The organism is Algoriphagus aquimarinus (assembly GCF_007997215.1).
Taxonomy (GTDB): domain Bacteria; phylum Bacteroidota; class Bacteroidia; order Cytophagales; family Cyclobacteriaceae; genus Algoriphagus; species Algoriphagus aquimarinus_A.
Genome location: NZ_VORW01000016.1, coordinates 1 through 24796, shown reverse-complemented (window position 1 = coordinate 24796; position 24796 = coordinate 1). Strand labels below are relative to the sequence as shown.

The window sequence follows — 24796 nt, the reverse complement described above, 5'->3', positions numbered from 1 at the left end:
ATTACGGCAAAAATTCTGATTTCATCCAAATTGACGATAAACTAAGCCAAAGAATGAAGGGCTATACGATTGCCTTCCGAATCCAAAAACACGCCCATATAGCCATACTCAGGCGAAATAATCTTTTTAGGAATCTGTACAGTCCCCCCAGCTTCTTCCACTTTTGCCAGCTCTATAGATACGTCTTCGGAAGAAAAGTAGATTAGGGTACCTGCTAGATTACTTGTTTTATAAAACTCCTTATTGTAAACCAAGCTACCCTCAGCTCCCTTTCCCCCACCTTCACCAGGAAACATTGCCATTTGAAAATCGCCCATATCAATTTTGTGAAGGGTGCAATCAAATACTTTTTGATAAAAAGAAATTGCTCTATCTAAATCAGAAACAGGGATCTCAAACCAACCGACAGTTACTTTTCTCATGATTTACAAAATTAAAAATTACAACATTTATAAAACTAGAGAAGGCTTATATCAAACTCTAGTAAGTTTAATAGGATAAGTCTTTCCTGCATTCCATTGGCATACATAGATATTTTCGTCCTGATCTATGCATACATCATGACAATGCTTGAAAATAGATTCTGATTGCACCATTAATTGTAGTTCTCCATTTCTATACTCCGGAGCCGTTCCACCTGGGTTGGAGACCACTTTATTGTCTTTATCCAAAATAGTCACAAAACCCGAATCAGGCGTTTGCTCCAAGTAGCGAAGTCTGGACCAACACACGCCAGCATAAAGATTATCCCCATGTATCACTGGTCGGCACACAAATGCTCCCGGCAAGAAGATAGTCTCCATATACTCCCCATCCAAAGTAAAACGCTTAAAAGAGTTGTGACCTCGGGATGTACAAAGTAAGGTTGGTGCTTTTCCTCCACGCTGATCTACCGTGATACCATGAGCTGTACTAAATTGTGCATCACCAGATCCACTTCCGCCAAATTTTCGGATAAACTTCCCGTTTTTGTCATAGTGTAAGAAAAATTGTGAGCCATAGCCATCCGCTATGTATAAGTCCCCATTAGGCGCTACTGTTGTTTCAGTAGGTACATAAGCCATTTTCTCAGTATAGATCCCTTCTGTCGCAGGCGCAGCTATTTCAGCTACAATAGTACCGTCCAAGGTGGTTTTGACCACTCTACCAGCATTGTCAGATACCCAAAGATACTCTGCATCGCCTTCATCCACTAGGGTCAAACCATGGGCACGATCCATTCCAAGTGTCCAAGAATTAAGAAACTTCCCCGATTGATCATATATAATAACATTGTTTTTGGGCTCGTCAGTCACCATGATCATTCGGCCTTTGCGATCCATTACCATCTCGTGACAGTTGTTAACAGGCACTTTGGCTGGATCTAGCATACCCCATTTAGGGTCAACCTGATATTGAAAATTTCCGTGACCGATTACCTGATCACGGTTTTGGGCAAATGTAAAAGAAGGTGAAATTGACATAGCAAGTCCCATCAGGGAGGTATTTTGGATAAACTTTCTTCGATCAGAATTCATAGGTACAGGGTAAAGCTTGAATTTAAGGATTACAATCGAAAACTGGATAATAATCCATAGTTTAGGTCTAGCCTAATTTACGAAAACATGAAAACACAGATCAAATTACTCTTATCATTCCTTTTTATATTCTCACCATTCCTACAACTCCAGGCACAGGAAGTGGCCTTACAGCTATATTCTCTGCGCAATGAAATGAAGGTAGATCCGGTGAAATACCACCAACTGATTTCAGAATGGGGTATCTCAGCTCTGGAAGGCGGGGGCGGATATGGCATGTCGGATTTTGAATACGCCAAACTTCTCAATGACAACAATCTTCGTGTCATCGGAGTAGGCGCAGATTACGATCAGCTCACAAAGGACCTAACACCGATAATTGATCAAGCCAAGAAGTATGGGGCTAAGTACGCCACTTGCTATTGGATACCTCACAAAGACGGGCCAATTTCCATGGAGGAAATCAAAATAGCGACTGCTCTTTTCAATGCTGTTGGCGAAGAACTACAAAAGAAAGGAATCACATTTTTGTACCACCCTCACGGCTATGAGTTTGCAAAGGATGGTAAAGGAGTCGCCTTAGATTACATGCTTAAAAATGCTAAAAACTTTGGCTTCAATCTGGATGTATTCTGGGTGAAAATGGGTGGCGGTGATCCACTGAAGATCATGAAAAAATACCCCGGTAAATTCCCGGTACTTCACTTGAAAGATCGCAGAAAAGAAACTCCAGGATCAAAAGATGGTCATGGTGATGTAGAAACGAATGTAATCCTAGGCACAGGAGACATAGATATAGCAGGCATTATACAGGAAGCCAAAAAGCAGGGAACAGAGTATTTGAGCATAGAAGACGAAAGCTCAAGATCAGTAACACAAATTCCTTTGAGCATAACTTTTATTAAGCGTGAACTTGAAAAGAAATAATCCATTCCCCCCTTAGACTTCAATTGTAAAAATTGACTTAGATTGCTTCTATTATAAATCCCAAAACAATTAGAAAACTCATGAAAATCAACAAACTCTTTTTATCGGCACTCGCCTTCATGCTCTTTTTATCGGTTTCTACCACCTCTTTTGCGCAGCTACAAGCACCTGCACCTAGCCCGTCAGCTTATGTTTCTCAAAATGTCGGCTTCACCAAAATCAGTATTGATTATTCTTCTCCAGCAGTAAAGGGCAGAAAAGTATTCGGTGAGCTGGAAAAATATAGTGTTACTTGGAGAGCAGGTGCCAATGGTCCAACGATCATCGAATTCAGTACAGGAGTGAACATTGCAGGCAAAAACCTAGCAGCTGGAAAATACACTCTTTTCATCACTCCTATGGAATCTGGTGATTGGACTATCCATTTGAATGGTAAAGAAAATGCAGTGTTTGCTTATACCAAAGATGGCAAGATAGACGAAGAAGCTATGGCAAAAGATGATGCTGTAGCTATCAAAGTAGCTCCTATTGCAGCTCCATTTACCTTTGAAAGACTTGCTTATTTTATCTCAGCAGAAAACAATAAGGTAGCCTCAGTTACTTTTATGTGGGCAGATGTAATGCTTTCATTTGAAGTAGATACGCAGGTAGATCAGAAATTAGAAGGTTTCAAAGGAGTTTTCTAAACTTGAATTTCCTTAAATCAAATACCAAAGCCCGGATTGAATTCGGGCTTTTTTTATGCATCGTTTTTCTAGCATCATGAAATAGGGCAGACTTTTAACTACATGGGATTTCAGCCTTGTTTAGTTAGACTTCAAAAGCACCTTAATCTGCTCTGCTATCTCCTTTGCCTTTTCTTGGGCTTCATCTAAAGGAATTCCTTCATTTAACCCAGGACGTAAATGCCCAGTAGATCTAAGCCAAGCATCTCGAAGTATTGCTTGGCGCATTGCAATTAGACTGAGGATTGACTCACCATTCGCAAACGAAGCAAATGCTTCATGAATATCTGCGAAGTCTTTCACTTCCGATTCTCCTAGACCTAGCAAAATCTCCTTTGCCATCAACCAATGCCCTACTTCTCCTGGATGCACTCCATCTTTTGCCAAGTAAAAAGCGCTATCTAATCCACGCTGATCCTCTAGATACTTACGCATAGGCCAGTGAATATCTAATACCTTCCACTCGTCGGTATATCTTCTGGATACCAACCAATCCGAGTAATTATCCAACACATTAGCATAAGCTGCACCTTTCAGAGGATCAAAGATTGGTGGTGTGACAAAAATCGCATGGGCTCCAATTTCTGAAATCTTAGCATCCAGCCAATCTATGCCATCTTTGTATTTCTGGAATCTCACTTCATCCAGCGGTAAATAAATCCCGTCATTCATTCCATAATTCACAAAGACCAAATCAGGTTTAAGTTGCTCAAATACCCGGTCCAGGCGCTCATGTAGATCCGGTCTAAGAAATGCACCTCCGGCATGATTATCCTCAGATAGGCCAGAAACAGTCTCACTTGGCAAGCCTACATTGATCCATTCGATTTCCCGCTCTGGATGTTTTAGTCTAAAATAACTCTCGATGTAGCTGATGTATTGACCACTATAGGTGATGCTATTTCCTAAAAAGACGATTCTCCGTACATCCTCAGGAATCGCATATTCAGACTGCGAAAAAGCAGACAAACTCGGTATTATAAAAAGTAAAAAAACTAAAGCAACTCTATTCATCATAGGAGTTTTGGTATAAAACATGTATTAAACCTCAAGTTAAACAGATTATAATGTACTCCGGCAAATTCTCCACTGATGAAATATTCATTTGTGCGCATCGCTAGAGCAAAGTATCTTCACCTCCAATTCTTAATAATTGGCAGGGTATTTTAAAAATTTTTAATAAAAGAAATGGCTTCAGGATTATTTGCATTGCTCGATGATATCGCTACCCTAATGGATGATGTAGCAGTAATGAGTAAAGTGGCAGCTAAAAAAACAGCTGGTATTTTGGGAGATGATTTGGCAGTAAACGCTGAAAAAGCTTCTGGATTTGTCTCCGATCGTGAAATCCCAGTGCTCTGGGCGATCACCAAGGGATCACTATTGAATAAAGCCATCATTCTCCCCTTTGCCTTCTTGCTTAGCGCATTTGTTCCTGCAGTAATCACTTACATTCTTATACTAGGAGGTCTTTACCTCGCCTATGAAGGTGCTGAGAAAATCTATGAATACATGTTCCCTCATGAGCATCATAACGATGTCAATCTAGCAGTGGATCTTACCAAAGAAGAGATTCTTGCCCGTGAAAAAGACAAAGTAAAGTCAGCCATCGTCACTGACTTTATACTATCAGTAGAGATTGTGATTATCGCATTGGGTACTGTCGTTGGTGAACCCATACTTGAGCAAATTATAGTAGTATCAGTTATTGCAATGTTAGCTACCGTGGGCGTTTATGGAATTGTTGCGGTGATTGTTCGTATGGATGAATTCGGCTATAAATTGATAGCAATGAACGACAGAGAGGACAGCTTTTCCGATAAACTCGGTCTAGTCCTAGTGAATGCCCTCCCGAAAATCATCAAAGCCATGGGCTTTATCGGAACCATAGCCTTGCTTCTTGTCTCAGGAGGTATTTTCGTGCATAACATTGACTTTTTCCATCATCTTTTTCCAGCTATCCCATCTATCATTACTGAGTTTCTAATTGGACTAGTGATTGGTTTTATAGTGTGGGGGATTATTGAATTGGGGAAAAAGCTTTTTAAGAAGAAATAGACAAGGCTTTCATACTAATCCTAAACAGCTTCTATACAATTAGCTGAGTATTCTTGATGCTTGTGATTATCTTATACTTTTCAACCAAAGTATTTTAGATGAAAACTCCCCGTCACTACTTAGCTATTCTTGTTACACTGATTCTTTTATCTTTTTCTACCCATGCTCAGGATAAGAAAGTTGAAGGAACAGCACCTACTTTTTCCCAAGACTATCAAAAACCTGTTTTTGAAATAGATCAACGAGCTGAAAAGATCAAAGAAATCCTACCAGAATTAGAGGCTTTGATGGCGAAGTACGCCAAGGAAAATCATATCCCTGGAATCTCCTACGGTATCGTGGTAGATAATGAGTTGGTAATTGCATCTTCTACCGGCTTGCTGGATTTAGCGAAAAATATCCCAGCAGAAACTACTTCCTCCTTTCGAATAGCATCGATGACCAAGAGTTTTACAGCAATGGCCATCATGGATCTTAGAGATAAAGGAAAGATATCACTCAATGATCCCGTCTCCAAATACGTCCCCGAGATGGCAAAAATTCACTATCTAACTGAAGATGCTCCTATCATTGACATAGAAAATCTCCTGACTATGACTGCTGGATTTCCAGAGGATAATCCCTGGGGTGACCGACAACTCGATGAGTCAGATCAGATGCTACTCGATTTGATTTCCGCAGGTATTTCCTTCTCAAATACTCCTTCTCTTCAGTACGAATACAGCAATACTGGCTTTGCTATCCTTGGTCATATTATCTCAAAAGTCTCTGGCCAGCCTTACCAAGAATACATCAACGAAAATATTCTCCTTCCTCTGGGAATGACTCATACCTATTGGGAAATTGACGATGTGCCAAACAAAGAGTTGGCTATTGGCTATCGCTGGGAAGATGAGCAATGGAAACTGGAACCTATGCTTCATGACGGAGCTTTTGGCTCGATGGGTGGTTTGATTACTTCCATTGAGGATTTCAGCAAGTATGTAAGTTTTCATTTATCGGCTTGGCCAGCTCGAAATGGTGCAGAAACTGGTCCAATCAAACGCAGCTCTCTGCGGGAAATGCAAACCCCACAATTCCCTAGATTAAATAATAATGGAGACTGTGCCATCATGAGTGGCTATGGTTTTGGATTGGGCATTTCCCAAAACTGTAATGGCATCAAATGGGTGTCACACGGAGGAGCTTTACCTGGCTTTGGGAGTAATTACCGATTCTTTCCTGAGTTTGGAATTGGCATCATGGCTTTTTGCAATTTAACCTATACTACGCCTTGGCCACTGGCAGAAATTGAAGATCTTCTATATAGCAAGGGAATCATGATGTCTAGAAGTTTACCAGTTTCAGAAATTTTAGAAACACGCAAAAATCAACTCGTAATTCTAATTCAAACTGGCAACAAAGCGCTTGAAAACTCTATTTTGGCAGAAAACTTTTTTCTAGACAGGTCGAAAGAACATCGCTATGCTGAATACAAAGCTATTTTGGCTCAGGCAGGAGAAATCAAAAATGTCACCACCCTAAAGCCTAGCAATCAACTTCGCGGTAGCTTCACGCTAGAAGGAGAAAATGGTGACGTGGATATTTTCTTTACACTGACTCCAGAAAAGGACCCTAAGGTTCAACAACTTGACATAACCTTCGAAAAGAAAAACTAATATGAGTATCCGCTTAGCTCCACGTATGTGCTTTGAATTAATGCTAAAGGTTCAAATTTGGCAATTCCCCCTTTTTTAAAGGGGGGAAGGGGATTTTTTCAGGCTATAGCCAAACATAATTTTATTATGTGCATTCATCCTGATATACATAAAAACTAAGGAGAATGCATTTGGCGTTTTTAACAAAAATCAAATAATTTATATGTACATACATTTATTTTCTAAACACTGAACTTTATAAAGCTTGCTGTGTTTAACTTTTATTGTTTCTGAGTGAAAGCTTAGGACTTGAAAACTGAACCAACATTTTATGCAAGTATTAGAAAATTTGAATTGGCGATATGCCACCAAATCAATGAACGGAACTCCTGTTCCACAAGAAAAAGTAGATTACATCCTAGATGCTATTAGACTTTCAGCTTCTTCCTCAGGATTGCAGCCTTATGAAATTTTGGTAATCACTGATCAAGAAGTAAAGGAAAAAATCAAGCCTATTGCTTGGAATCAAAGCCAAATCACTGATGCATCGCATGTACTTGTGTTTGCAGCTTGGGAAAATTATACTCCTGAACGCATCAATGGTGTTTTCAAATACAACAACGAACAGAGAAATCTTCCAGACTCTGTCACGGATGATTATCGCAACATGCTTTTAACAAGCTATACGGCGAAGAGTGAAGAAGAAAACTTCACTCACGCAGCAAAGCAAGCTTATATCGCTTTAGGCACAGCATTGATCGCGGCAGCTGAGCAGGAAGTGGACTCCACTCCTATGGAAGGTTTTGACCCTGCCGCATTGGATGAGATTTTGGATCTAAAATCCAAAGGACTTCGAAGTGTAGTGGTGCTGCCACTTGGCTACAGAAATGAAGAAGGTGACTGGTTGGTCAACATGAAAAAAGTACGTACTCCAAAAGAGAAGTTTGTAACAGTTATCTAACTGAAACAATTTCAACAGATACAAAGCGGATTGGGTTAGCACTCAATCCGCTTTTTTATTTTGCCCCTCGACAGTTAAAATTCAATCTGGAAAAAGCAGTCATTTTTAGCCTATTAGAGACAATTTTCAAAGTACTGGACCGCCAGCCAGGGGATATTCTGGAATAGTAGCCAATTGGAAAATCACCTGTATCGTAAACATTTAAGCATTATTATTTCTTTAACTTTAAGTAAACGAGGTCGCAAAAAACAATTTCATGTCCGCATCCAGACGAAAGAATATTCAAACTCAAAGCTCCAAAGAGTTTACAGGAATAACTCTAAAAACTCCTGCAATTTATGCCGCCGGCTTGACTGCGGTGAAGGTGGCTTTGCAGCATACGTTTAAGGAAATGGGGGCAATAAGAGCTATCAAGACTCTTTCACATATGAATCAATTGGATGGTTTTGACTGTCCGGGATGCGCATGGCCAGATCCTGACCACCGATCCAAACTGGGGGAATACTGCGAAAACGGAGCCAAAGCACTGGCTGAAGAAGCAACTAACCAGATCGTGGACAATGCCTTCTTTTCAAATTATTCCGTGCAGGAAATCTCCCGCTGGTCAGATTACAAAATCGGAAAAAGCGGTCGACTGGTAGCTCCTATGATCCTAAAGCCAGATTCTAATCATTACGAGGAATGCACTTGGGAAGAAGCATTTAGGGTGATTGCAAATCATCTTCGTGAGCTTGAAAATCCCAATCAGGCAATATTCTACACTTCAGGAAGATCAAGCAATGAAGCTGCATTTCTATACGGACTTTTTGCTAGAGCTTTTGGTACGAACAATATGCCCGACTGCTCCAATATGTGCCACGAATCCAGCGGAATTGGACTTTCTGAAACGCTGGGAATAGGCAAGGGATCAGTGAAACTGGAGGATTTTGACAAAGCTGAAGTGGTGATGGTCATCGGACAAAATCCCGGAACAAACCATCCAAGAATGCTTTCAGCGCTAGAAAAATGCAAAAGTAATGGAGGTAAAATAATTAGTATAAATCCTCTTCAAGAGGCGGGACTAATACGGTTTCGTAATCCTCAGGAAATAAACGGAATGCTACTCAATGGCCACGGATTGACAGATATCTATCTTCAGGTAAAAATCAATCAGGATGTCGCACTTTTAAAACTGATTGAGAAAAAATTAGCCCTATTGGATAAGGCTGACAGGAAGGTATTTGATCATGAATTTATCGAGAAGTACACTGAAGGGTTCGAATCACTTTTAGCACATCTAGACACACATACCGAACAGGAATTACTAGAACTATGTGGCGTAGATGAGAAATTGATTGACGAAGCAGTAGCTCTTTTAGCCAAGAAAAATAAAATCATCATCTGCTGGGCTATGGGACTTACGCAGCATAAAAATGGTGTCAACAATATCAAAGAATGTGTTAATCTACTTTTGCTGAAAGGAAGCCTCGGTAAATCTGGAGCAGGTACCTGCCCCGTTCGCGGACACAGCAATGTGCAAGGAGATCGAACCGTGGGCATAATGCACTATGTATCCAAAGAGCTGAATGCAGCCATCAAAAAAACATTTGGTTTCGACGCTCCAGATCATGAGGGAGTAGATGTTGTCAAAGCAATTCCTGCCATGCATGAAGGGAAAGCTAAAATCTTTATTGGCTTGGGTGGCAACTTTGTATCCGCCGCTTCCGACACAGAATATACAGCCAAAGCACTTCAGAACTGTGACCTCACCGTTCAGATCAGCACCAAACTTAACCGTAGTCATTTGATCACTGGTAAGACAGCTTTGATTTTACCGACCCTTGGAAGATCTGAAAAGGATTTTAAGGACGGACAACAAAGGCATTTCACCGTGGAAAACAGCATGGGGATAGTTCACCAATCCAAGGGCTTTCTTGAACCTATCTCTGACGATATCAAAAGCGAACCCGAGATAGTAGCTGGAATTGCTTCTGCATATTTCAAAGGAAATCACCCTGTAAAATGGAAGTTGCTGGGATCGGATTATGAATTGCTCCGAGAGAAATTAGGCGAAGTGATCACTGGATTCAAGGACATGAATACAAAATCTAAAGGTTCTGGATACTATCTCCCAAACAATGTGCGAGAGCTGGATTTTAGCAAACTTCCGAACCAAAGAGCCCAGTTCAGCAATACTGAACTTCCTTTCCACAACCTAAAAGAAAACGAATATCTGCTGATGAGTATCCGCTCTCACGATCAGTTCAACACCACCATTTATGGCCTTAATGATCGGTATAGAGGTATTCACAATGAACGCCGGGTTCTCTTTATGAATGAATCTGACATGGCTCGGGAGAATCTCAAGAAAATGGACGTGGTCAATATCATGAGCAATTATGATGGACAAGAGCGAAAAGTTTTCCAGTTTTTAGTCATCCCCTACCAAATTCCAAAAGGCAATCTAGCGGCCTATTTCCCAGAGACAAATCCATTAATTCCCATCCAGGAGTACGCTGACAAAAGTAATACTCCTATCAGTAAGTCAGTCCGAGTGAGTGTGGAGAAAGCTGGTTGAACTTCGAAAGTATAGAGTAGCAAGTCACAAGTTTTGTAATTTGACTTTAAGCATCAATTTCTGAAGTTCAAGTTTGGCAATTCCCTCTTTGACAAAGGGGGCTAGGGGGATTTTATTTAATGACTGAGACATTATTTTTTAGAACTACCTACCCTTTGCCAAAAGCAAAACTTGCGCAAATCCATGAAATCCATTTCGTAACAAAATAACTAAGAGAGCATCCTACAGGTTAGAATTGAAAAAGATAATTGCTATTTTAAGCCATACTTAGAATCATTTTTAGGTAAAACCCAAATTATCCAAAATAACCTTAAACCATAAACATGAAATCGAGCATAACTACAAAGTCACACACTGGGATGATTACAGTGCATGCGAGATTCCATATGACCGGTAAAAAACAATTATAAACATATGAAATCCAAACAATGGAAAACACTGGTGCTTGCTGTGATTGTCATGACCGTATGCTCTTATCTTTTTGTTTTCAGAGAAGGAAAACTTGAGCCCATCTTGGCAAAAGTGCCATTCGTATTTTGGACAGGCTTCCTTGTCACCCTACTTGTAGTATTTGCAACCTTCATAGGCTCAAAAGTTTTTCCATTTGAAGACCCGAAGAAGCAATGATTGGATGGTTAGTATTTTTCTTCACGCTATTTATAGCCATGCTCGGCTATGCTTCTTATCGTTCCTATAGTAAAGAAAGAACCTCAGACGATTTCATCTTCGCAGGTTCAAACATTGGTACGATATTAGGATTCCTGACCTTCTCCGCAGCATTGTTCTCTGCATTCACCTTCATGGGAATGCCGGATTTCTTCCGAACTCACGGCGTAGGCGCTTGGATTTTCCTTGCATTATCAGATGCATTGATGGTCTTTTTCTTGATTTGGTTTGGATTTGCGCTGCGCAAAAGAGCGAGTATAAACGGCTATAAAGGCGTCGCTGGATTGATGAAATCTTGCTATGGAAATTCCTTCGCTGGCTATTTAGTATTCGCGAGTGCCTTCCTCTTTTTGATTCCGTATGTGGCTATTCAGATCAGAGGAATCTCCATCTTTCTAGATGCGGCATTTCCTGACATGCTTCCTTACTGGTCTTGGTCAGCACTTTTGGTTTTCATCATGCTGATTTATTCAGAAATCGGTGGGCTAAAAGCCATCGTGTATAGCGACGCCATCCAAGGAGTGATCATGCTCACGGTGATTTGGATTATCGGCGTGACTTGCCTGCAAATGAGCGGTGGACTGGAAGCTGGATTAGAAAAAGTATCAGCGACAAATCCAGATTTACTCACGCTTCCTGGCCCGAAAGGGCTTTTCACTAGCCCATTTCTGATCGCTTCAGCCATAGCAATTGTGCTGATTCCAGTTTCCCAACCTCAATTCACTACGCGCTTGGTGGTAATGAAAAACCTGAAATCCGTGCATAGAATGGCTTATGCAGTGGGCATTTTCGCCATGTTGGTCATCTTACCTACTGCCTTCATCGGCCTATATGGCGCGATCAAATATCCTGATGCGAGTACCGCAGATTTCCTGACAAATGCGTTGTTGTTTGATCAGGCTGTTCCGGTTGCAGCACTCGCAGTAGTCGGTTTATTTGCCGCCTGCCTTTCTACGACAAATGCACAGATTTTTGCTTTGGGCACCGAACTTAGATCTCTACTTTCTGGCTCAGACAAAACCAATATGCGTATCACCAAGATTTCTATCATGGTCTTTTCGCTGATTGTACTTGTATTCTCTACTTATATGAGTAACGAACTGGTTTTGCTTGCTCGTGTGAGTTTCACCGGCACATCTATGATCGCACCGGTAGTGTTAGGAGCAGTGATTTTCACTAAACCTCCACAATCCTTAATAGCACTTTCTACCATTGCCCTGGCCATTTTTATCCTTTCTCTTTTAGAAGTCGTACCGGGAAAAATAGCTGGATTACCTATTGATTACTTGATGTACGGAGCCTTATTTGTGATCACCGCTATCATTATGATCACCCATTCTCAAACTCAAAAGAAACAACATGCAACTCAATCCTAATTTTTCCATAAATGATCTTGAAGTTCAACTCAAACGTTTTTGGGAGCTTTCTGGAGAAAAAATAAACTTGATAGAAACATCCTTTGACACTGCGAATGGAGCGCCTGTTTTCACAGAAAAAGGGAAATATGTCACACGCGGATGGACGGAATGGACTCAGGGATTCCAATACGGTTCGGCAATTCTCCAGTTTGACGCCACGGGAGATGAGCATTTTTTGAAAATCGGCAGAGATAAAACCTTGAACAAAATGGCTCCGCACCTCACTCATACTGGCGTGCATGACCATGGATTCAACAATGTCAGTACTTATGGAAATCTGCTTCGACTGATCGAAGAGGGGAAAATCGAAGGTGCTGCTTGGGAGAAAAACTTCTATCAACTTGCGCTGAAAGTGAGCGGAGCTGTGCAAGCCATGCGCTGGACTCCAACTCAATCAGGCGGTTTCATTTATTCTTTCAATGGACCACATTCCTTATTCGTGGACACGATTCGCTCGTGCAGAGCTTTGGTCGTTTCGCATGGATTGGGACATGTATTGCAAGGAGAAAATGACAAGCGAATCTCACTGATTCAGCGAGCAATTCAGCATATTTTGAGTACAGTTCGCTATTCGATTTACTACGGAAATGGTAGAGATACCTATGATATTTCTGGTAGAACGGCTCATGAAATCATCTTCAACACCAATGATGGAAATTACCGTTGCCCAAATTCTCAGCAAGGCTATACAGGATTCAGCACCTGGACTCGTGGTCTGGCCTGGGCTATTTGTGGTTTGGGAGAAACATTGGAGATTTTAGATCAAATCGATGAAAGCGATTATTCCGAGGTCATTTCTAAAAAAGACTTGATCAAAGAACTTACTGAAGCAGCAAAAGCTACAGCTGAATTTTATCTGGCAAATACCCCTACTGATGGCATTCCATATTGGGACACAGGAGCGCCAAACTTGCACAAAATGGGAGATTACTTGAACGAGAAATCTGATCCATTCAATGCCCATGAGCCAATCGATTCTTCCGCAGCATGTATCGCTGCGCAAGGTTTTATCCGAATTGGTAATTGGATGAAATCAACTGATCAAGAAGCTTCCGAGCGATATATACAGACAGGCATGCAGCTCGCGAGTGCTTTGTTCAGCGATCCTTATTTGTCAACTGATCCAGCCCACCAAGGATTGATTTTACATTCTATTTACCATCAGCCAAATGGCTGGGATCATCGCCCAGATCCTGCAAAAGCTCCATACGGAGAATCTTGCATGTGGGGTGATTACCATGCCCGAGAACTAGCATTGCTGCTGCAGCGCATGCAAAAAGGTGATGCTTATTACAGCTTCTTTAACTGTGTAGGGAAATGAGCACTGGAAAATACAAACCACAATATCCCAGAGTTGCCCAGCTGAAAACAGGAGAAAACCTTCGTGACCATCTTGCCAAAGAAGGTATCAACATGGGTTTTGATGAAGATTTAAAAACTGGAGAAAACTCTCCTTTTACGAAAGCACATACCACACGAGCTGGCAACACGATAGGAAATGCCTTCTGCATCCTCCCGATGGAAGGTTGGGATGGTACCACTGATGGCAAACCTACCGAACTCACCAAAAGACGTTGGAAGAACTTTGCGATCAGCGGAGCCAAATTACTTTGGGGTTGTGAAGCCGTAGCCGTTCAGCCAGCTGGCAGAGCAAATCCTAATCAACTCATGATCAATGAGCAAAACCTCGGTGATTTCGATGAGTTGTATAAAATGGTAGAAACTGAGCACAAGGCTGCCTTTGGAAACACCGATGATTTGCTCACAGGGCTGCAACTCACACATTCAGGCAGGTTTTGCAAACCGAATAGCAAAACTCAAATGGAGCCGAAGATTCTATATTCCCATCCGGTTTTGAATAAGAAATTTGGTCTTGCCGATGATTATCCGCTGATGACGGATGGAGAGATTTCCGAGTTGATTGATGCGTATGTGGTCGCTGCAGTTAGAGCACAGAAGACTGGATACAAATTCGTCGACATCAAGCATTGCCATGGATATTTAGGACATGAGTTCCTGAGTGCTTATGATCGTGAAGGAAATTACGGCAAATCCATAGAAAACAGAACACGCTTCATCCGAGAAATAACAGCGGGAATCAGAGCAGAAGCGTCAGGACTGGAAATCGGTGTTCGCATGAGCATCTTCGACTGGATGCCATTTAAGCAAGGCCCAGATGGAACAGGAATCCCAGCCACAGAAAGTCCATACAAGTATGCTTTTGGAGGAAATGAATCAGGCATAGGCGAGAATCTATCTGAGTCTTTTGAGTTCCTGAAAGAGCTAGAAAAACTTGATATTGAATTGCTTTGCACCACTGCAGGCAGCCCTTATTACAACCCACACATTCAGCGGCCAGCACTTTTTCCCCCATCAGATGGCTACATGCCGCCAGAGGACCCTTTGCATGGAGTCGCTCGGCAGATCGATGCGGTGGCAGAAGTAAAGAAAGCATTCCCAAGTTTCTACACGGTAGGATCAGCCTACTCCTATTTGCAGGAATGGCTGCCAAATGTGGCTCAAAATGTATTGGAAACAGGAAAAGCAGATTCAATCGGTTTAGGCAGGATGGTGCTGAGCTATCCCGAATTGCCAGCGGATGTATTGGCTGGAACTCCGATGAAGCGTGCTAAAATCTGTCGTACGTTCTCGGATTGTACTACGGCACCAAGAAACGGAATGATTTCAGGCTGCTTCCCGCTTGATCCTTTTTACAAAAAGATGGAAATACACGAAACACTTAAAACGATCAAAGCATCATGAGTCGAGTAGCATTAGTCACAGGCGGAAGTCGTGGGATAGGTTTAGGTATTGCAAAAAAACTCGCTGAAGAAGGCTTTAATCTGGCAATAAATGGCGTGCGTGAAGAGGCGAGTGTAAGAGAAGCCTTGGAGGAATTGAAAGGATTTGGCGTACGGGTAGAATACCTTCAAGGGAACATTGCTTCAAGCGAGGATCGTGAAGCAATCATTTCAGGGATGATTGCTAAGTTTGGCAAAATCGACGTATTGGTAAACAATGCTGGAGTAGCTCCAAGAACGAGATCTGATATTTTTGATATTACAGAGGACGATTTCGATCACTTGATGAACATCAACCAAAAAGGCACTTTCTTTCTGACTCAAGCTATCGCAAAATGGATGGCAGAACTTAAAGTAGCCACGCCTGATTCTGAAATCTCAATAATCAACGTAACATCTATTTCTGCCACAGTTGCCTCCAAGACTCGGGCTTCTTACTGTATGTCCAAGGCTTCATTGGCTATGCTATCTCAAGTTTTGGCTGTGAAAATGGCTGAGTTTAACATCCCGGTTTATGAGATTCGACCTGGCGTGATAGAGACAGATATGATTGAGAAAGTTCGCGAAACCTACCACCAAGGTGTGAAAAACGGAATGACGCTAGAACCCCGAATGGGAGTTCCAGAAGACATTGGAAAAGTGGTTGCTACCTTGGTGAGAGGTGATCTTCCCTACTCCACTGGACAAGTGATTTGCGTGGACGGAGGAATGACTATCGCGAGAATGTAGAGGAATTGCGGGCGGGAAGACCCCTGCCCGACAGCAGGCGGGGATGACCGGAGACCGAAGTTGCCTCAATGATAATTGTAAACTATCATAAGATGCTTTAGTCTCTATACTATACTTATGGTAAACAGGATATTGAGAATTTTAAGTTGATGATAAAAATTAGGAATTACTTCCTGAAAGAATCCCCAGCAGCCAGTCATTCACTTTCAAGTCCATCACTAAGTGTATTCTATCCGTTTCGCCTTCATTTAGGACGCTATGTGGATCAGAAAGCCTAAGATACCAGCATTCCCCTTCCTTCATTTCCACCTTCTTGTTATTCACAAAAAAGCTAACTTTTTCATTCGTGAAAACGGGTATGTGAATCCGAACTTCTTCCTCATCCAAATCATAATCACTGTGTTCTTTTATCTCCGAACCTGGAGTTAGTTTCATCAACCTCACAGAACACTTCTCTGCTTTGAAGCTTTCCAAAACGGACTGAAAATAGGGACAGGACTGTAAGTAAAGAGTCGGCACAAAATCGTAATCCCCTGGAATAGCTGCTGCCATTTGAATAGGGTGAGTAACTCCTTCTCTGGCAGTCAGCGGAATCACTGACCAATTCCCTTGATAATTCCGGGTTACAAAATGGTTGACCCACTCAACTTCTATCAGCTTTTTCACCTCTGATTGAAGTAATTGACTATCAAAAAGAAATGGCAGTTGTATCCTATCTTGGTTAATCATTCTTGAAAATAGTAATTATAAGTCCTGTCAAACCTAAATTTAGTCCCTAGCCTCGAATCAATTAAAACTAAAAATCATCGCATGCTTGCAAAGTCAATCCAATTTCTCGATTTTTTAGTTCTCTAACCTAACAAACCCATGAAAACCCGATTCATTTTCAGTTTCTTCCTATTAATAACTATTTGCATCCAGTCATTTGCGCAGCAGAAACGCACAAAAATTGGAGTTGCCGGCCTCACGCACGGCCATGTAGGCTGGATTTTGAAGGCAAAAGATCGAGCTGATTTAGAGATTGTCGGCATTGCAGAACCTAATAGAGAACTGGCAAAACGACTTACAGAGCAACATGGAATTTCGATGGATTTGGTTTTTGACACCATGGAAGAGATGCTTGAGAAAACGAAACCTGAAGCCGTTACCGCTTTTGGAAATATCTACGACCACCTTTCAGTTGTCGAGGCCTGCGCACCTAGAGGCATTCATGTGATGGTGGAAAAGCCGCTTGCTGTGAGTCTAGAACATGCGCAGAAAATGAAGGCGCTTGCTGAAAAACACAACATTCATCTCATCACCAATTACGAGACAACTTGGTACCCGAGCACCTTTAAGGCTTATGAGATTCTTCAAAGTGGAGAAGTAGGCGACTTGCGAAAAGTAGTGGTTCGTGATGGTCATAAAGGGCCAAAAAAAATAGGCGTAAGCGACGAATTTCTGGAATGGCTGACTGATCCCAAGCTTAATGGTGGTGGTGCAATCATTGATTTTGGATGCTATGGAGCAAATCTGGTGACTTGGCTGGAAAAGGGAGAACGTCCTAAATCAGTGACAGCAGTGACTCACCAACTTCAAGCAGAAAATAATCCAAAGGTGGACGATGAAGCCACGATAATTTTAAATTACCAAGATTCTCAGGCAATTATTCAGGGTTCGTGGAACTGGCCTATTGGCAGAAAGGATATGGAAATCTACGGACTTACCGGAGCTATCTATGCTGACAATCCAACTGATGTCCGTGTCCTAAATGCTGAAGGCTATTCCGGATTTGAAGAAACTGAATACAAGCTGGAATATGAGAATACCCCATTCGAAGATCCATTTACCTTATTCTTAGCAGTGATTAACGGTGATCTAGTTTTAAATGAATACGCCCTTCCTTCTCTGGAAAACAATATGATCGTGGTAGAAATCCTCTCTGCAGCTGTAGAAAGTGCCAAGACTGGTAAGACGGTTTATTTGAAGGGGAGGTAAAAGATGGGAGACAGAAGACGGGAGACAGAAGTGTGTACTTCCCTAAATAGTGTTGACCGTTTGTTTGCATGTAACTGTCAATAGGCCTCGACTTCGCTCGGCCACCGTATTCGGTGATGTAATGGGAGGGTGAAAGAGGCGGCTGCGCCGCCTCTTTCACCCTCTACTAGTTTCATTCAAGAATTCGGCTCCCGAGCGAAGTCGAGGGGAGCAGCTCGCAGAATACTATTTGGATACATGCAAATAGTAGGATACACATATATCAAATAAAAAAGCCGTTCGTGTAACCACGAACGGCAGTAAGAGATAGCACAGGTACGGGCGAATAATTATTCGCCCCTACTACAATTCTTTAATCTTCAAATTCTTGAAAATCACACCTTGACCTTCACTTTGTAGGCCGATGTATCCTTCTTTAAGCAACTTGCCGTCTTCCTTGTATTTTGGATCAAAGCCATTGGCTACTCCCCCGCCGATCTGAGGCAAGGTATATTCCAACACCTTCACATCATTCACCATGTGGACCACGAGTGAATCGCCGTAAACGATCAAATCAGCCTTCACCCACTCATCCCATTTGAAGGTCGGAGAAGTAGAATTAATGCAATGTCTTGGATCTTTTTTGCCTTCAAAAAAAACATCTGTTCCAGGCGAACACATATTTCCTGTTGGTCTAGGAACGCCTTCTTTCTCTTCGGCCAGCATTTGCCATTCCACAGAAATAGGCCAATCCTGCTCTTTCAAAATAGTCTCTGGAGCTTGAGAGTGAAACATTACGCCGCTGTTTCTATAGGTGTAACTTGCCGCATCTTCTAGCCACTGCTCTGTAAATCTATATTCCCAAGTCATGTGAAAAGAAGAAAAAGGCTTTTTATAAAACAGGTGACCATAGCGATCATTGAAGCCTTCATTGTAATCATCGTAATTCACCTCTATAGTACCATCTACTACGCGAAAGGTGTTTTGGTAATTATCACCAGACTCATGATGATATATTTTAGCGGTCCAATCTTCCAGATTTTCACCGTTAAACATATCAATCCATTCAGCTTTAGGTTGTTCTGCTACCTGGGTTTCTTTTTTCTCTGTACTACAGGAAATCAAGGCAGTACCCAAAATTGAGGCTACTAGTATTTTTTTAAGCATGGAGGTTTAATTTGATGTAAAAAGATAAAAGTAAGTTAAGGAATTCCCGGGTTTAAAAAGTCAGTTTGGGATAAGCGAACTCAATCCAAGGAAGTGTGGCAAGCACCAAAGGATTTCCCGGTCAAAAACTTAAATGCATGCTTTTCTATTTTAGCGGAAATGAAATCAGTAGTCTCCATTATTTCCCCGTCGATTTGAAATTCTGCGCCTTCTGGATTGGAAAGTTGACATTCCTCTACCGACCATGTTTGGACACCATCTACTTGATCAATATCTCCTTTAATAAACGCCATGGTCATACGCAGATAATCATCAGCAGTTTCGGGATTGAAAGCAATGACTTCAAATTTACCATCATCCATGATGCCCTTGCAATTCACAATGGCACCAGTGCCATATTGGTCTCCATTGGCTAATACAATCATTTTGGCTTTTAGCTCAATTGACTCTTCGCTGATTTTTAAAATAAATGTTCTTGATTCAGTACCAAAAATCTCTGAAAAGGAATTCTTCACATAGGCTAGCATACCCCGGGATTCCTCTTGCTCAAATTTCTGAACAAGGTTAGCATTGATACCAAAGTCAGCTAAGTGTAAACAAAGTTCTCCGTTGATTTGAATAGCATCTATATCATGGATTTTGAAATCCCGAACTGACTCCCAAGAATCCAATAAATCATTAATCCCTAGACATTTTGCCAGCCCATTGGCAGAGCCTAGTGGCAAGATACACATGGGTACTTCTTTATGTTGAAGGCATTTGGCAACCAATTTCACAGTCCCATCTCCACCACCAATCAGTACCAAATCGGGTTTGGACTCCTCGTATTTAGCTATAATCTTATCCTCATCATTCTCACCGGTAGTTTCCCACAGCTCTATAGCAAAATCAGGCATTCTCACTTGTGCCATTTCCAGAAGCTCTGCGTTGGTAATAGAATCATTTCCAGAGACAGGATTATAAATCAACAAACATTTCGTTGCCATTTTGAGCAGATTTTACACTAGTTGACAATTGATTCTTTTTCGAGTATTGCTATTGCCTGTTCAGACGACTCTATAAAATGGAAGTGATCTGAACCGTGGAGTTTCATTAATTCGCTTTCTCTAGACTTATCTAATTGGCCTACAATTCTAATAAATACGTCTTTCACTCTACCTGGATAATCCTCAATCACCTGAGCATAAATCTCAGGATCATGCTGTCCACTGTCTCCCACTAGGTAAAATTGCATCTTAGGAAACATTTCCATCAAAAGCTCAATTTTCTGTAATTTGTGAGAGTGATCGCCACCACCAGATTTCCAGATATTTTTAAGGTTGATATGTTTGTCTTTGAGCAAGATCGGCCCATCAGGAATATGACGAAATCGCAGAAAATCCTTGATCAAGTCAAACAAAGACCAATCACTGCTGGAGACATAGAATATGGGATAAAATCCGTTCCCAGTTAGTTTTCTATAAAACTCAGACACCCCAGGCAAAGGTCTTCTGGTAAAAGCATTTTTAGAAACTGAAAGCCAAAACTTTTTCCCTATGTCTGTTGAATGCGAAATAATGATGGTGTCGTCAATATCCGAGATCACTCCCGTATTACCCGAATAGCGCTTCACCTCCAAGTGAGCAACTGGTGATTTCCTGGTTTTTGGCTCCAGCACCTGAAAAGTCACGAGCTCACTTAGTTCATTATTGGGTTTGCATTCCCCAATCTGCAACTCAAAAACCCCATCCTCATCTGTAGAGACTATATAGTTTTCATCCCTATACTTGATTTCTACTTTAGCCAAAGGAACTGAGGAGCCGGAATATCTTCTGATTGCAGCCAGAATGTTTTTTAACCAGTTGTTTCGTGAGGACGGCCTTTTTTCTCTATAAGCACTTATAACCCTACCTTTTAAGAAAACAGTTTCCGTATTACCGAACGCAAGAAATGGTTCGACAATAATTTTATCATGTTTCACTAATGCCATTATAAAAATTGATAGTTGGTTCCCTATAAATAAATCAAAAACCAAGCTGCAATAGTGAAAGAGCCTTTTGGTTAACTTCTCCCCAAAAGGCTCTATTCATTTTAGTGCTTCCAATCGTATTGGTCAATTTGTTCTAGACACGCCTTTAACAAGGCGATAGAATCAGCAATATCTTTCTTGTGCGCCATTTCTATCACCTGATGCAGATGTCTGGTAGGAATGGAAATCGCACCTGCGATCGCACCCTGCTTACCCATACGCTGCACTCCCGCAGTGTCTGTACCACCTGCAACCAGTATTTCGGGTTGCCAGGATATCTTGGCTTTGTCTGCAGTTTGCTTCATGAATTCTACCATTCTATAATCGCAGATCGTCATTGCGTCCATGATCTTGATAGCTGTACCCTTACCTAGTTCAGTCACCTTCTCATGAGCTTGAGCTCCCGGCACATCAAAAGCTATTGTGGTATCCAGCGCAATTCCGAAATCGGGATTAATTCCATGTGCAGCCACATTTGCACCTCGCAAGCCAACTTCCTCCTGTACAGTGAACGTCGCATAGACATCGTAAGCAGGATTTTCCAATTGTTTCAGCGTTTCAATCAGGATAAATACTGCCACTCTGTTGTCAATTGATTTACAATTCACACAATCACCCATTTCGATCAGTTCTCGATCTCTAGTCACTGGATCACCTATGGTAATGTATTTCTCCACTTCCTCTTTGGGCATTCCCAAGTCGATAAAAAAGTCTGTGGTTTTAGGCAGTTTGGTTCGCTCCTCGGCAGACATGACGTGAATAGGCTTGCTCCCCATCACTCCTACCAGATCTTTTTTACCATGCACGATTACTCGCTGAGCAGTGAGGGTTTTGGGATCAAAGCCACCTAGCGTGTGGAATCTCAAAAAGCCATTTTCATCAATATGAGTGACAATAAACCCAATCTCATCCATATGGGCTGCGATCATTACTCGCTTTCCATCAGGATTTCTCACACCCTTCTTGATAGCAATCACATTCCCGATATTATCCACTTTGACTTCGTCAGCCAGTGGAGTGACTAATTCAATTACTAAATCCCGAACTCTTTTCTCAAATCCAGGTGCTCCTGCTATTTCACAGATGTCCTTTAAAAGGCTTACGTTTATGTCCATTTTCTATTTATTCTAATTAAGATGAAATTAAGAATTTGAAATCTTTTGGCAGTAAAAAAGGCACAGAGAAATTATCTGTGCCTTCAATTTATAATGCGTTTCCCTTTCATTCAAAAGGGGAAAGCTAATTCTTCTGTACTCCTTAGTATGCTCTCACAGTCTTGCCTTCCATGAAGTTCACGAAAGACTTATTCACTACTCTCATCCCGCCTGTAGTAGGATAATCACCGGTGAAATACCAGTCACCCAGGTGGTCAGGACAGCATTTATGTAGATTATCTACCGTCTGATAGATTATTTTCACTTCAGCTTTTATCTCATCATTCGTGACGATTTCAGATATTTTATCTGAAATCTCGTCATCAGTGAAAGCGCTATACACACCTTTTACAAAGTTCTCTATAGAATATGGATGCTCCACACATTCTTCATAAACGCTATCCAAGGTGTTTTCAATTTTTCTCTCTTTGAGTAAGGCCAATGCTGCTCTGAAAGCGACAAATTCTTTCATCTTCGACATGTCTATACCGTAGCAGTCCGGGAATCTAATCTGAGGAGCTGAGGAAACGATAATAATACGCTTGGGATTCAACTTATCAAGCGTAGTCAGAATACTTTTCTCAAGTGTGGTTCCTCGTACGATACTGTCATCGATCACCACAAGGGTATCAATTCCAGACTTAATCACCTCATAAGTAGTGTCATACACATTGGCTACAATAGAATCCCGTTCATCATCACTAGCGATAAATGTCCGAAGTTTCACATCCTTGCTCACCAACTTCTCCACCCTAGGACGGAAACTAAGAAGCTCATCCAAATCACCCATATGAGGCTTTCCATCGACGAATACTTCTCTACGCTTGGCAGCTAAGTAATCTTCCAAGCCTTCAATCATGCCATAAAAGGCAGTTTCCGCTGTATTTGGAATGTAGGAAAAAACAGTGTTTTTCAGATCGAAATCAATTGCCTTCAAAATCTGTGGAATTAGTGCTTTTCCTAGATTTTTTCGCTCTTGATAGATATTAGGATCAGTACCTCTGGAGAAATAGATTCGCTCAAAAGAGCAGGACTTTTTCTCTCTCGCAGGCATGATTTCAGATTCTGCATAAGAACCATCCTTATTGATCACCAAGGCATGCCCAGGCTGAATCTCTTTGATGGAATTGAAATCAATATTAAATGCCGACTTGATCGCTGGCTTCTCAGAAGCCACCACAATCACTTCATCATCTGCATAATAGAAAGCTGGGCGTATACCGGAAGGATCTCTCACTACGAAAGAAGAACCATTTCCTACGATGCCTGCCATAGCATAACCACCGTCAAAATCTCTACAAGATCTTCTAAGTATTCTCGCCAAATCCAATTCATCCTCGATCACCTGAGTAATCTGTTCATTTGAGAATTGGTGCTTGTACTTATCAAAAATTCGCTGATTTTCCTCATCTAGGAAGTGACCGATTTTCTCCATCACAGTGACAGTATCGGTTTTTTCCTTAGGGTGCTGACCAAGTTCCACAAGCCTGTCAAATAGCTCTTCCACGTTGGTCATGTTGAAGTTACCGGCCATTACAAGGTTTCGGCTTCTCCAGTTATTTTGTTTTAGAAATGGATGGCAAGTCTCTATTGAATTCTCGCCGTGTGTACCATATCTCAGGTGGCCAAGCCAAACTTCACCTGTAAAAGCGATGTTATCTTTCAGCCATTCCCCATTCGTAAGTGCATCCTCCGGGCCTATTTTCTTGGCTTTTTTGTACTTGCGGTTGATCTTGTCAAAGATGTAGTTTACAGCTGAAGGCTCAACTGACCTATATCTACTGATGTAGCGAGTTCCAGGCTTGGTGTCAATTTTGACATTGGCGACACCCGCGCCATCCTGTCCTCGATTAATTTGTTTCTGCATCAAGACATAGAGCCTATTAGAAGCAAAAGCAGCAGTACCATACTTATCGATGTAATACTGGGCAGGCTTTCGCAGTCTAATCATTGCTATGCCGCATTCGTGTTTGATAGCGTCACTCATGGAGTCTGGCAAATGTTATTTTGAAGATTCAAAGGTAATTGTTTTTAGAAGATATATCGGGTAAAATAAGTTCTCTTTACTTCCAAAAAATTTGGCAAACCCTTACTCTTTTGACTTATCTCAAAAGCCACCCCAACCCTCTCATTCCTAGTATTTATGGCTACAATATGTCGCAATTTCCCACAACATTGGATAGGTATTTTATTCCTAAAACTGGCCTATCTCAGCTAAATCGAAGTAGGCACAATGATCGCCTTAAGTAATTACCATTCGGATTTTGACTTGAAAAAAATCGAATTTCCACTTCATTTTCACTGCAAAAAATAATTACCATGGTCAAAGTATTTTTTCTCCCATGATTTATTTTATCCCCATTTGCTTTTGATATTCTTATTCTAAACCACTACTGTCCGAGAAACGGTTTAAAATTTAGGGGAAGCTTCGTTTGAGAAGCTTCCCCTTTTCTGTATTTTCAGTTTACCACAACCAATAAATACAGCAGATGAAAAATACACATTTCTTCGGACA

General features: G+C 41.4%; 21 protein-coding genes. 12 read left to right on the top strand and 9 right to left on the bottom strand.

Features of this window, described 5'->3' with window-relative positions; translation table 11 throughout:
• Positions 1-41: 41 nt before the first annotated feature.
• Complete coding sequence (locus ESV85_RS17100) at positions 42-422, bottom strand: VOC family protein (protein ID WP_146919744.1); 381 nt, start codon at positions 420-422, stop codon at positions 42-44.
• Between the two features lie 51 nt (positions 423-473).
• Positions 474-1517 (bottom strand): 6-bladed beta-propeller, encoded by a 1044-nt coding sequence (locus ESV85_RS17095; protein WP_146919742.1) that lies wholly within the window; start codon positions 1515-1517, stop codon positions 474-476.
• 87 nt (positions 1518-1604) lie between these two features.
• Between ESV85_RS17095 and ESV85_RS17090 the strand changes: the two genes are divergently transcribed.
• Together ESV85_RS17090 and ESV85_RS17085 are read left to right on the top strand one after the other, a co-directional pair.
• Positions 1605-2444 (top strand): sugar phosphate isomerase/epimerase family protein, encoded by an 840-nt coding sequence (locus ESV85_RS17090; protein WP_146919740.1) that lies wholly within the window; start codon positions 1605-1607, stop codon positions 2442-2444.
• A gap of 80 nt (positions 2445-2524) precedes the next feature.
• Positions 2525-3130, top strand: a complete 606-nt coding sequence (locus ESV85_RS17085; RefSeq protein ID WP_146919738.1) for a DUF2911 domain-containing protein — start codon at positions 2525-2527, stop codon at positions 3128-3130.
• 120 nt (positions 3131-3250) lie between these two features.
• Here the strand turns inward: ESV85_RS17085 and ESV85_RS17080 are convergent, their stop codons facing one another.
• Complete coding sequence (locus ESV85_RS17080; RefSeq protein ID WP_223276032.1) at positions 3251-4207, bottom strand: SGNH/GDSL hydrolase family protein; 957 nt, start codon at positions 4205-4207, stop codon at positions 3251-3253.
• A 150-nt stretch (positions 4208-4357) separates the two neighbouring features.
• Here ESV85_RS17080 and ESV85_RS17075 point away from each other — a divergent pair, with 150 nt between their 5' ends.
• The 9 genes from ESV85_RS17075 (at position 4358) to ESV85_RS17035 (ending at position 15996) form a co-directional block, all read left to right on the top strand.
• Positions 4358-5227, top strand: coding sequence for a DUF808 domain-containing protein (locus ESV85_RS17075; RefSeq protein ID WP_146919736.1), 870 nt, complete (start codon positions 4358-4360; stop codon positions 5225-5227).
• Positions 5228-5325: 98 nt separating this feature from the next.
• On the top strand, positions 5326-6885 hold the full coding sequence (locus ESV85_RS17070) for a serine hydrolase domain-containing protein (protein WP_146919734.1): 1560 nt from the start codon (positions 5326-5328) through the stop codon (positions 6883-6885).
• 310 nt (positions 6886-7195) lie between these two features.
• Positions 7196-7825: an NAD(P)H-dependent oxidoreductase gene (locus tag ESV85_RS17065; protein ID WP_146919732.1), complete on the top strand. Its 630-nt coding sequence runs from the start codon at positions 7196-7198 to the stop codon at positions 7823-7825.
• A gap of 256 nt (positions 7826-8081) precedes the next feature.
• Positions 8082-10382: an FdhF/YdeP family oxidoreductase gene (locus ESV85_RS17060; RefSeq protein WP_146919729.1), complete on the top strand. Its 2301-nt coding sequence runs from the start codon at positions 8082-8084 to the stop codon at positions 10380-10382.
• 414 nt (positions 10383-10796) lie between these two features.
• On the top strand, positions 10797-11009 hold the full coding sequence (locus tag ESV85_RS17055; RefSeq protein ID WP_146919727.1) for a hypothetical protein: 213 nt from the start codon (positions 10797-10799) through the stop codon (positions 11007-11009).
• Positions 11006-12424 carry a sodium:solute symporter family protein gene (locus ESV85_RS17050; protein WP_146919725.1) on the top strand — a complete coding sequence of 473 codons (1419 nt, stop codon included), beginning with the start codon at positions 11006-11008 and terminating at the stop codon, positions 12422-12424. Before ESV85_RS17055 ends, ESV85_RS17050 begins: the two co-directional genes overlap by 4 nt.
• On the top strand, positions 12408-13787 hold the full coding sequence (locus ESV85_RS17045; RefSeq protein ID WP_146919723.1) for a glycoside hydrolase family 88 protein: 1380 nt from the start codon (positions 12408-12410) through the stop codon (positions 13785-13787). Before ESV85_RS17050 ends, ESV85_RS17045 begins: the two co-directional genes overlap by 17 nt.
• Positions 13784-15229: an NADH:flavin oxidoreductase gene (locus ESV85_RS17040; protein ID WP_146919721.1), complete on the top strand. Its 1446-nt coding sequence runs from the start codon at positions 13784-13786 to the stop codon at positions 15227-15229. The genes ESV85_RS17045 and ESV85_RS17040 overlap by 4 nt, the downstream gene beginning before the upstream one ends.
• On the top strand, positions 15226-15996 hold the full coding sequence (locus ESV85_RS17035; RefSeq protein WP_146919719.1) for a 3-ketoacyl-ACP reductase: 771 nt from the start codon (positions 15226-15228) through the stop codon (positions 15994-15996). The genes ESV85_RS17040 and ESV85_RS17035 overlap by 4 nt, the downstream gene beginning before the upstream one ends.
• Before the next feature lie 159 nt (positions 15997-16155).
• On the opposite strand, the gene ESV85_RS17030 is transcribed toward ESV85_RS17035, so the two are convergent.
• Complete coding sequence (locus ESV85_RS17030; RefSeq protein WP_146919717.1) at positions 16156-16725, bottom strand: aspartyl/asparaginyl beta-hydroxylase domain-containing protein; 570 nt, start codon at positions 16723-16725, stop codon at positions 16156-16158.
• Positions 16726-16863: 138 nt separating this feature from the next.
• Here ESV85_RS17030 and ESV85_RS17025 point away from each other — a divergent pair, with 138 nt between their 5' ends.
• Complete coding sequence (locus ESV85_RS17025) at positions 16864-17973, top strand: Gfo/Idh/MocA family protein (RefSeq protein ID WP_146919715.1); 1110 nt, start codon at positions 16864-16866, stop codon at positions 17971-17973.
• Positions 17974-18315: 342 nt separating this feature from the next.
• Here ESV85_RS17025 and ESV85_RS17020 read toward each other — a convergent pair whose 3' ends face one another.
• The 5 genes from ESV85_RS17020 to ESV85_RS17000 all read right to left on the bottom strand — a co-directional run bounded on the left by ESV85_RS17020 (position 18316) and on the right by ESV85_RS17000 (position 24268).
• A complete protein-coding gene (locus ESV85_RS17020) occupies positions 18316-19119 on the bottom strand; it encodes a DUF1080 domain-containing protein (RefSeq protein ID WP_146919713.1) in 804 nt (267 codons plus the stop codon).
• Between the two features lie 80 nt (positions 19120-19199).
• Positions 19200-20105, bottom strand: coding sequence for a diacylglycerol/lipid kinase family protein (locus tag ESV85_RS17015; protein WP_146919711.1), 906 nt, complete (start codon positions 20103-20105; stop codon positions 19200-19202).
• Between the two features lie 17 nt (positions 20106-20122).
• Entirely contained in the window at positions 20123-21088 is a 966-nt protein-coding gene (locus tag ESV85_RS17010; protein ID WP_146919709.1) for a phosphatase domain-containing protein, read from the bottom strand.
• 101 nt (positions 21089-21189) lie between these two features.
• The gene (locus ESV85_RS17005) at positions 21190-22242 is read right to left on the bottom strand and encodes a M42 family metallopeptidase (RefSeq protein ID WP_146919707.1); all 1053 of its coding nucleotides are present in this window, start codon (positions 22240-22242) and stop codon (positions 21190-21192) included.
• 142 nt (positions 22243-22384) lie between these two features.
• Entirely contained in the window at positions 22385-24268 is a 1884-nt protein-coding gene (locus ESV85_RS17000) for an amidophosphoribosyltransferase (protein ID WP_146919705.1), read from the bottom strand.
• Positions 24269-24796: the final 528 nt, after the last annotated feature.

Excerpts from the sequence above, each read along its gene's own strand:
- ESV85_RS17000 (WP_146919705.1), bottom strand. The coding sequence starts at position 24,268 with ATGAGTGACGCTATCAAACACGAATGCGGCATAGCAATGATTAGACTG.
- ESV85_RS17030 (WP_146919717.1), bottom strand. The coding sequence starts at position 16,725 with ATGATTAACCAAGATAGGATACAACTGCCATTTCTTTTTGATAGTCAA.
- ESV85_RS17045 (WP_146919723.1), top strand. The coding sequence starts at position 12,408 with ATGCAACTCAATCCTAATTTTTCCATAAATGATCTTGAAGTTCAACTC.
- ESV85_RS17020 (WP_146919713.1), bottom strand. The coding sequence starts at position 19,119 with ATGCTTAAAAAAATACTAGTAGCCTCAATTTTGGGTACTGCCTTGATT.
- ESV85_RS17025 (WP_146919715.1), top strand. The coding sequence starts at position 16,864 with ATGAAAACCCGATTCATTTTCAGTTTCTTCCTATTAATAACTATTTGC.
- ESV85_RS17065 (WP_146919732.1), top strand. The coding sequence starts at position 7,196 with ATGCAAGTATTAGAAAATTTGAATTGGCGATATGCCACCAAATCAATG.
- ESV85_RS17005 (WP_146919707.1), bottom strand. The coding sequence starts at position 22,242 with ATGGACATAAACGTAAGCCTTTTAAAGGACATCTGTGAAATAGCAGGA.
- ESV85_RS17095 (WP_146919742.1), bottom strand. The coding sequence starts at position 1,517 with ATGAATTCTGATCGAAGAAAGTTTATCCAAAATACCTCCCTGATGGGA.
- ESV85_RS17060 (WP_146919729.1), top strand. The coding sequence starts at position 8,082 with ATGTCCGCATCCAGACGAAAGAATATTCAAACTCAAAGCTCCAAAGAG.
- ESV85_RS17090 (WP_146919740.1), top strand. The coding sequence starts at position 1,605 with ATGAAAACACAGATCAAATTACTCTTATCATTCCTTTTTATATTCTCA.
- ESV85_RS17050 (WP_146919725.1), top strand. The coding sequence starts at position 11,006 with ATGATTGGATGGTTAGTATTTTTCTTCACGCTATTTATAGCCATGCTC.
- ESV85_RS17015 (WP_146919711.1), bottom strand. The coding sequence starts at position 20,105 with ATGGCAACGAAATGTTTGTTGATTTATAATCCTGTCTCTGGAAATGAT.
- ESV85_RS17035 (WP_146919719.1), top strand. The coding sequence starts at position 15,226 with ATGAGTCGAGTAGCATTAGTCACAGGCGGAAGTCGTGGGATAGGTTTA.
- ESV85_RS17100 (WP_146919744.1), bottom strand. The coding sequence starts at position 422 with ATGAGAAAAGTAACTGTCGGTTGGTTTGAGATCCCTGTTTCTGATTTA.
- ESV85_RS17085 (WP_146919738.1), top strand. The coding sequence starts at position 2,525 with ATGAAAATCAACAAACTCTTTTTATCGGCACTCGCCTTCATGCTCTTT.
- ESV85_RS17070 (WP_146919734.1), top strand. The coding sequence starts at position 5,326 with ATGAAAACTCCCCGTCACTACTTAGCTATTCTTGTTACACTGATTCTT.
- ESV85_RS17080 (WP_223276032.1), bottom strand. The coding sequence starts at position 4,207 with ATGTTTTATACCAAAACTCCTATGATGAATAGAGTTGCTTTAGTTTTT.
- ESV85_RS17010 (WP_146919709.1), bottom strand. The coding sequence starts at position 21,088 with ATGGCATTAGTGAAACATGATAAAATTATTGTCGAACCATTTCTTGCG.
- ESV85_RS17075 (WP_146919736.1), top strand. The coding sequence starts at position 4,358 with ATGGCTTCAGGATTATTTGCATTGCTCGATGATATCGCTACCCTAATG.
- ESV85_RS17040 (WP_146919721.1), top strand. The coding sequence starts at position 13,784 with ATGAGCACTGGAAAATACAAACCACAATATCCCAGAGTTGCCCAGCTG.
- ESV85_RS17055 (WP_146919727.1), top strand. The coding sequence starts at position 10,797 with ATGAAATCCAAACAATGGAAAACACTGGTGCTTGCTGTGATTGTCATG.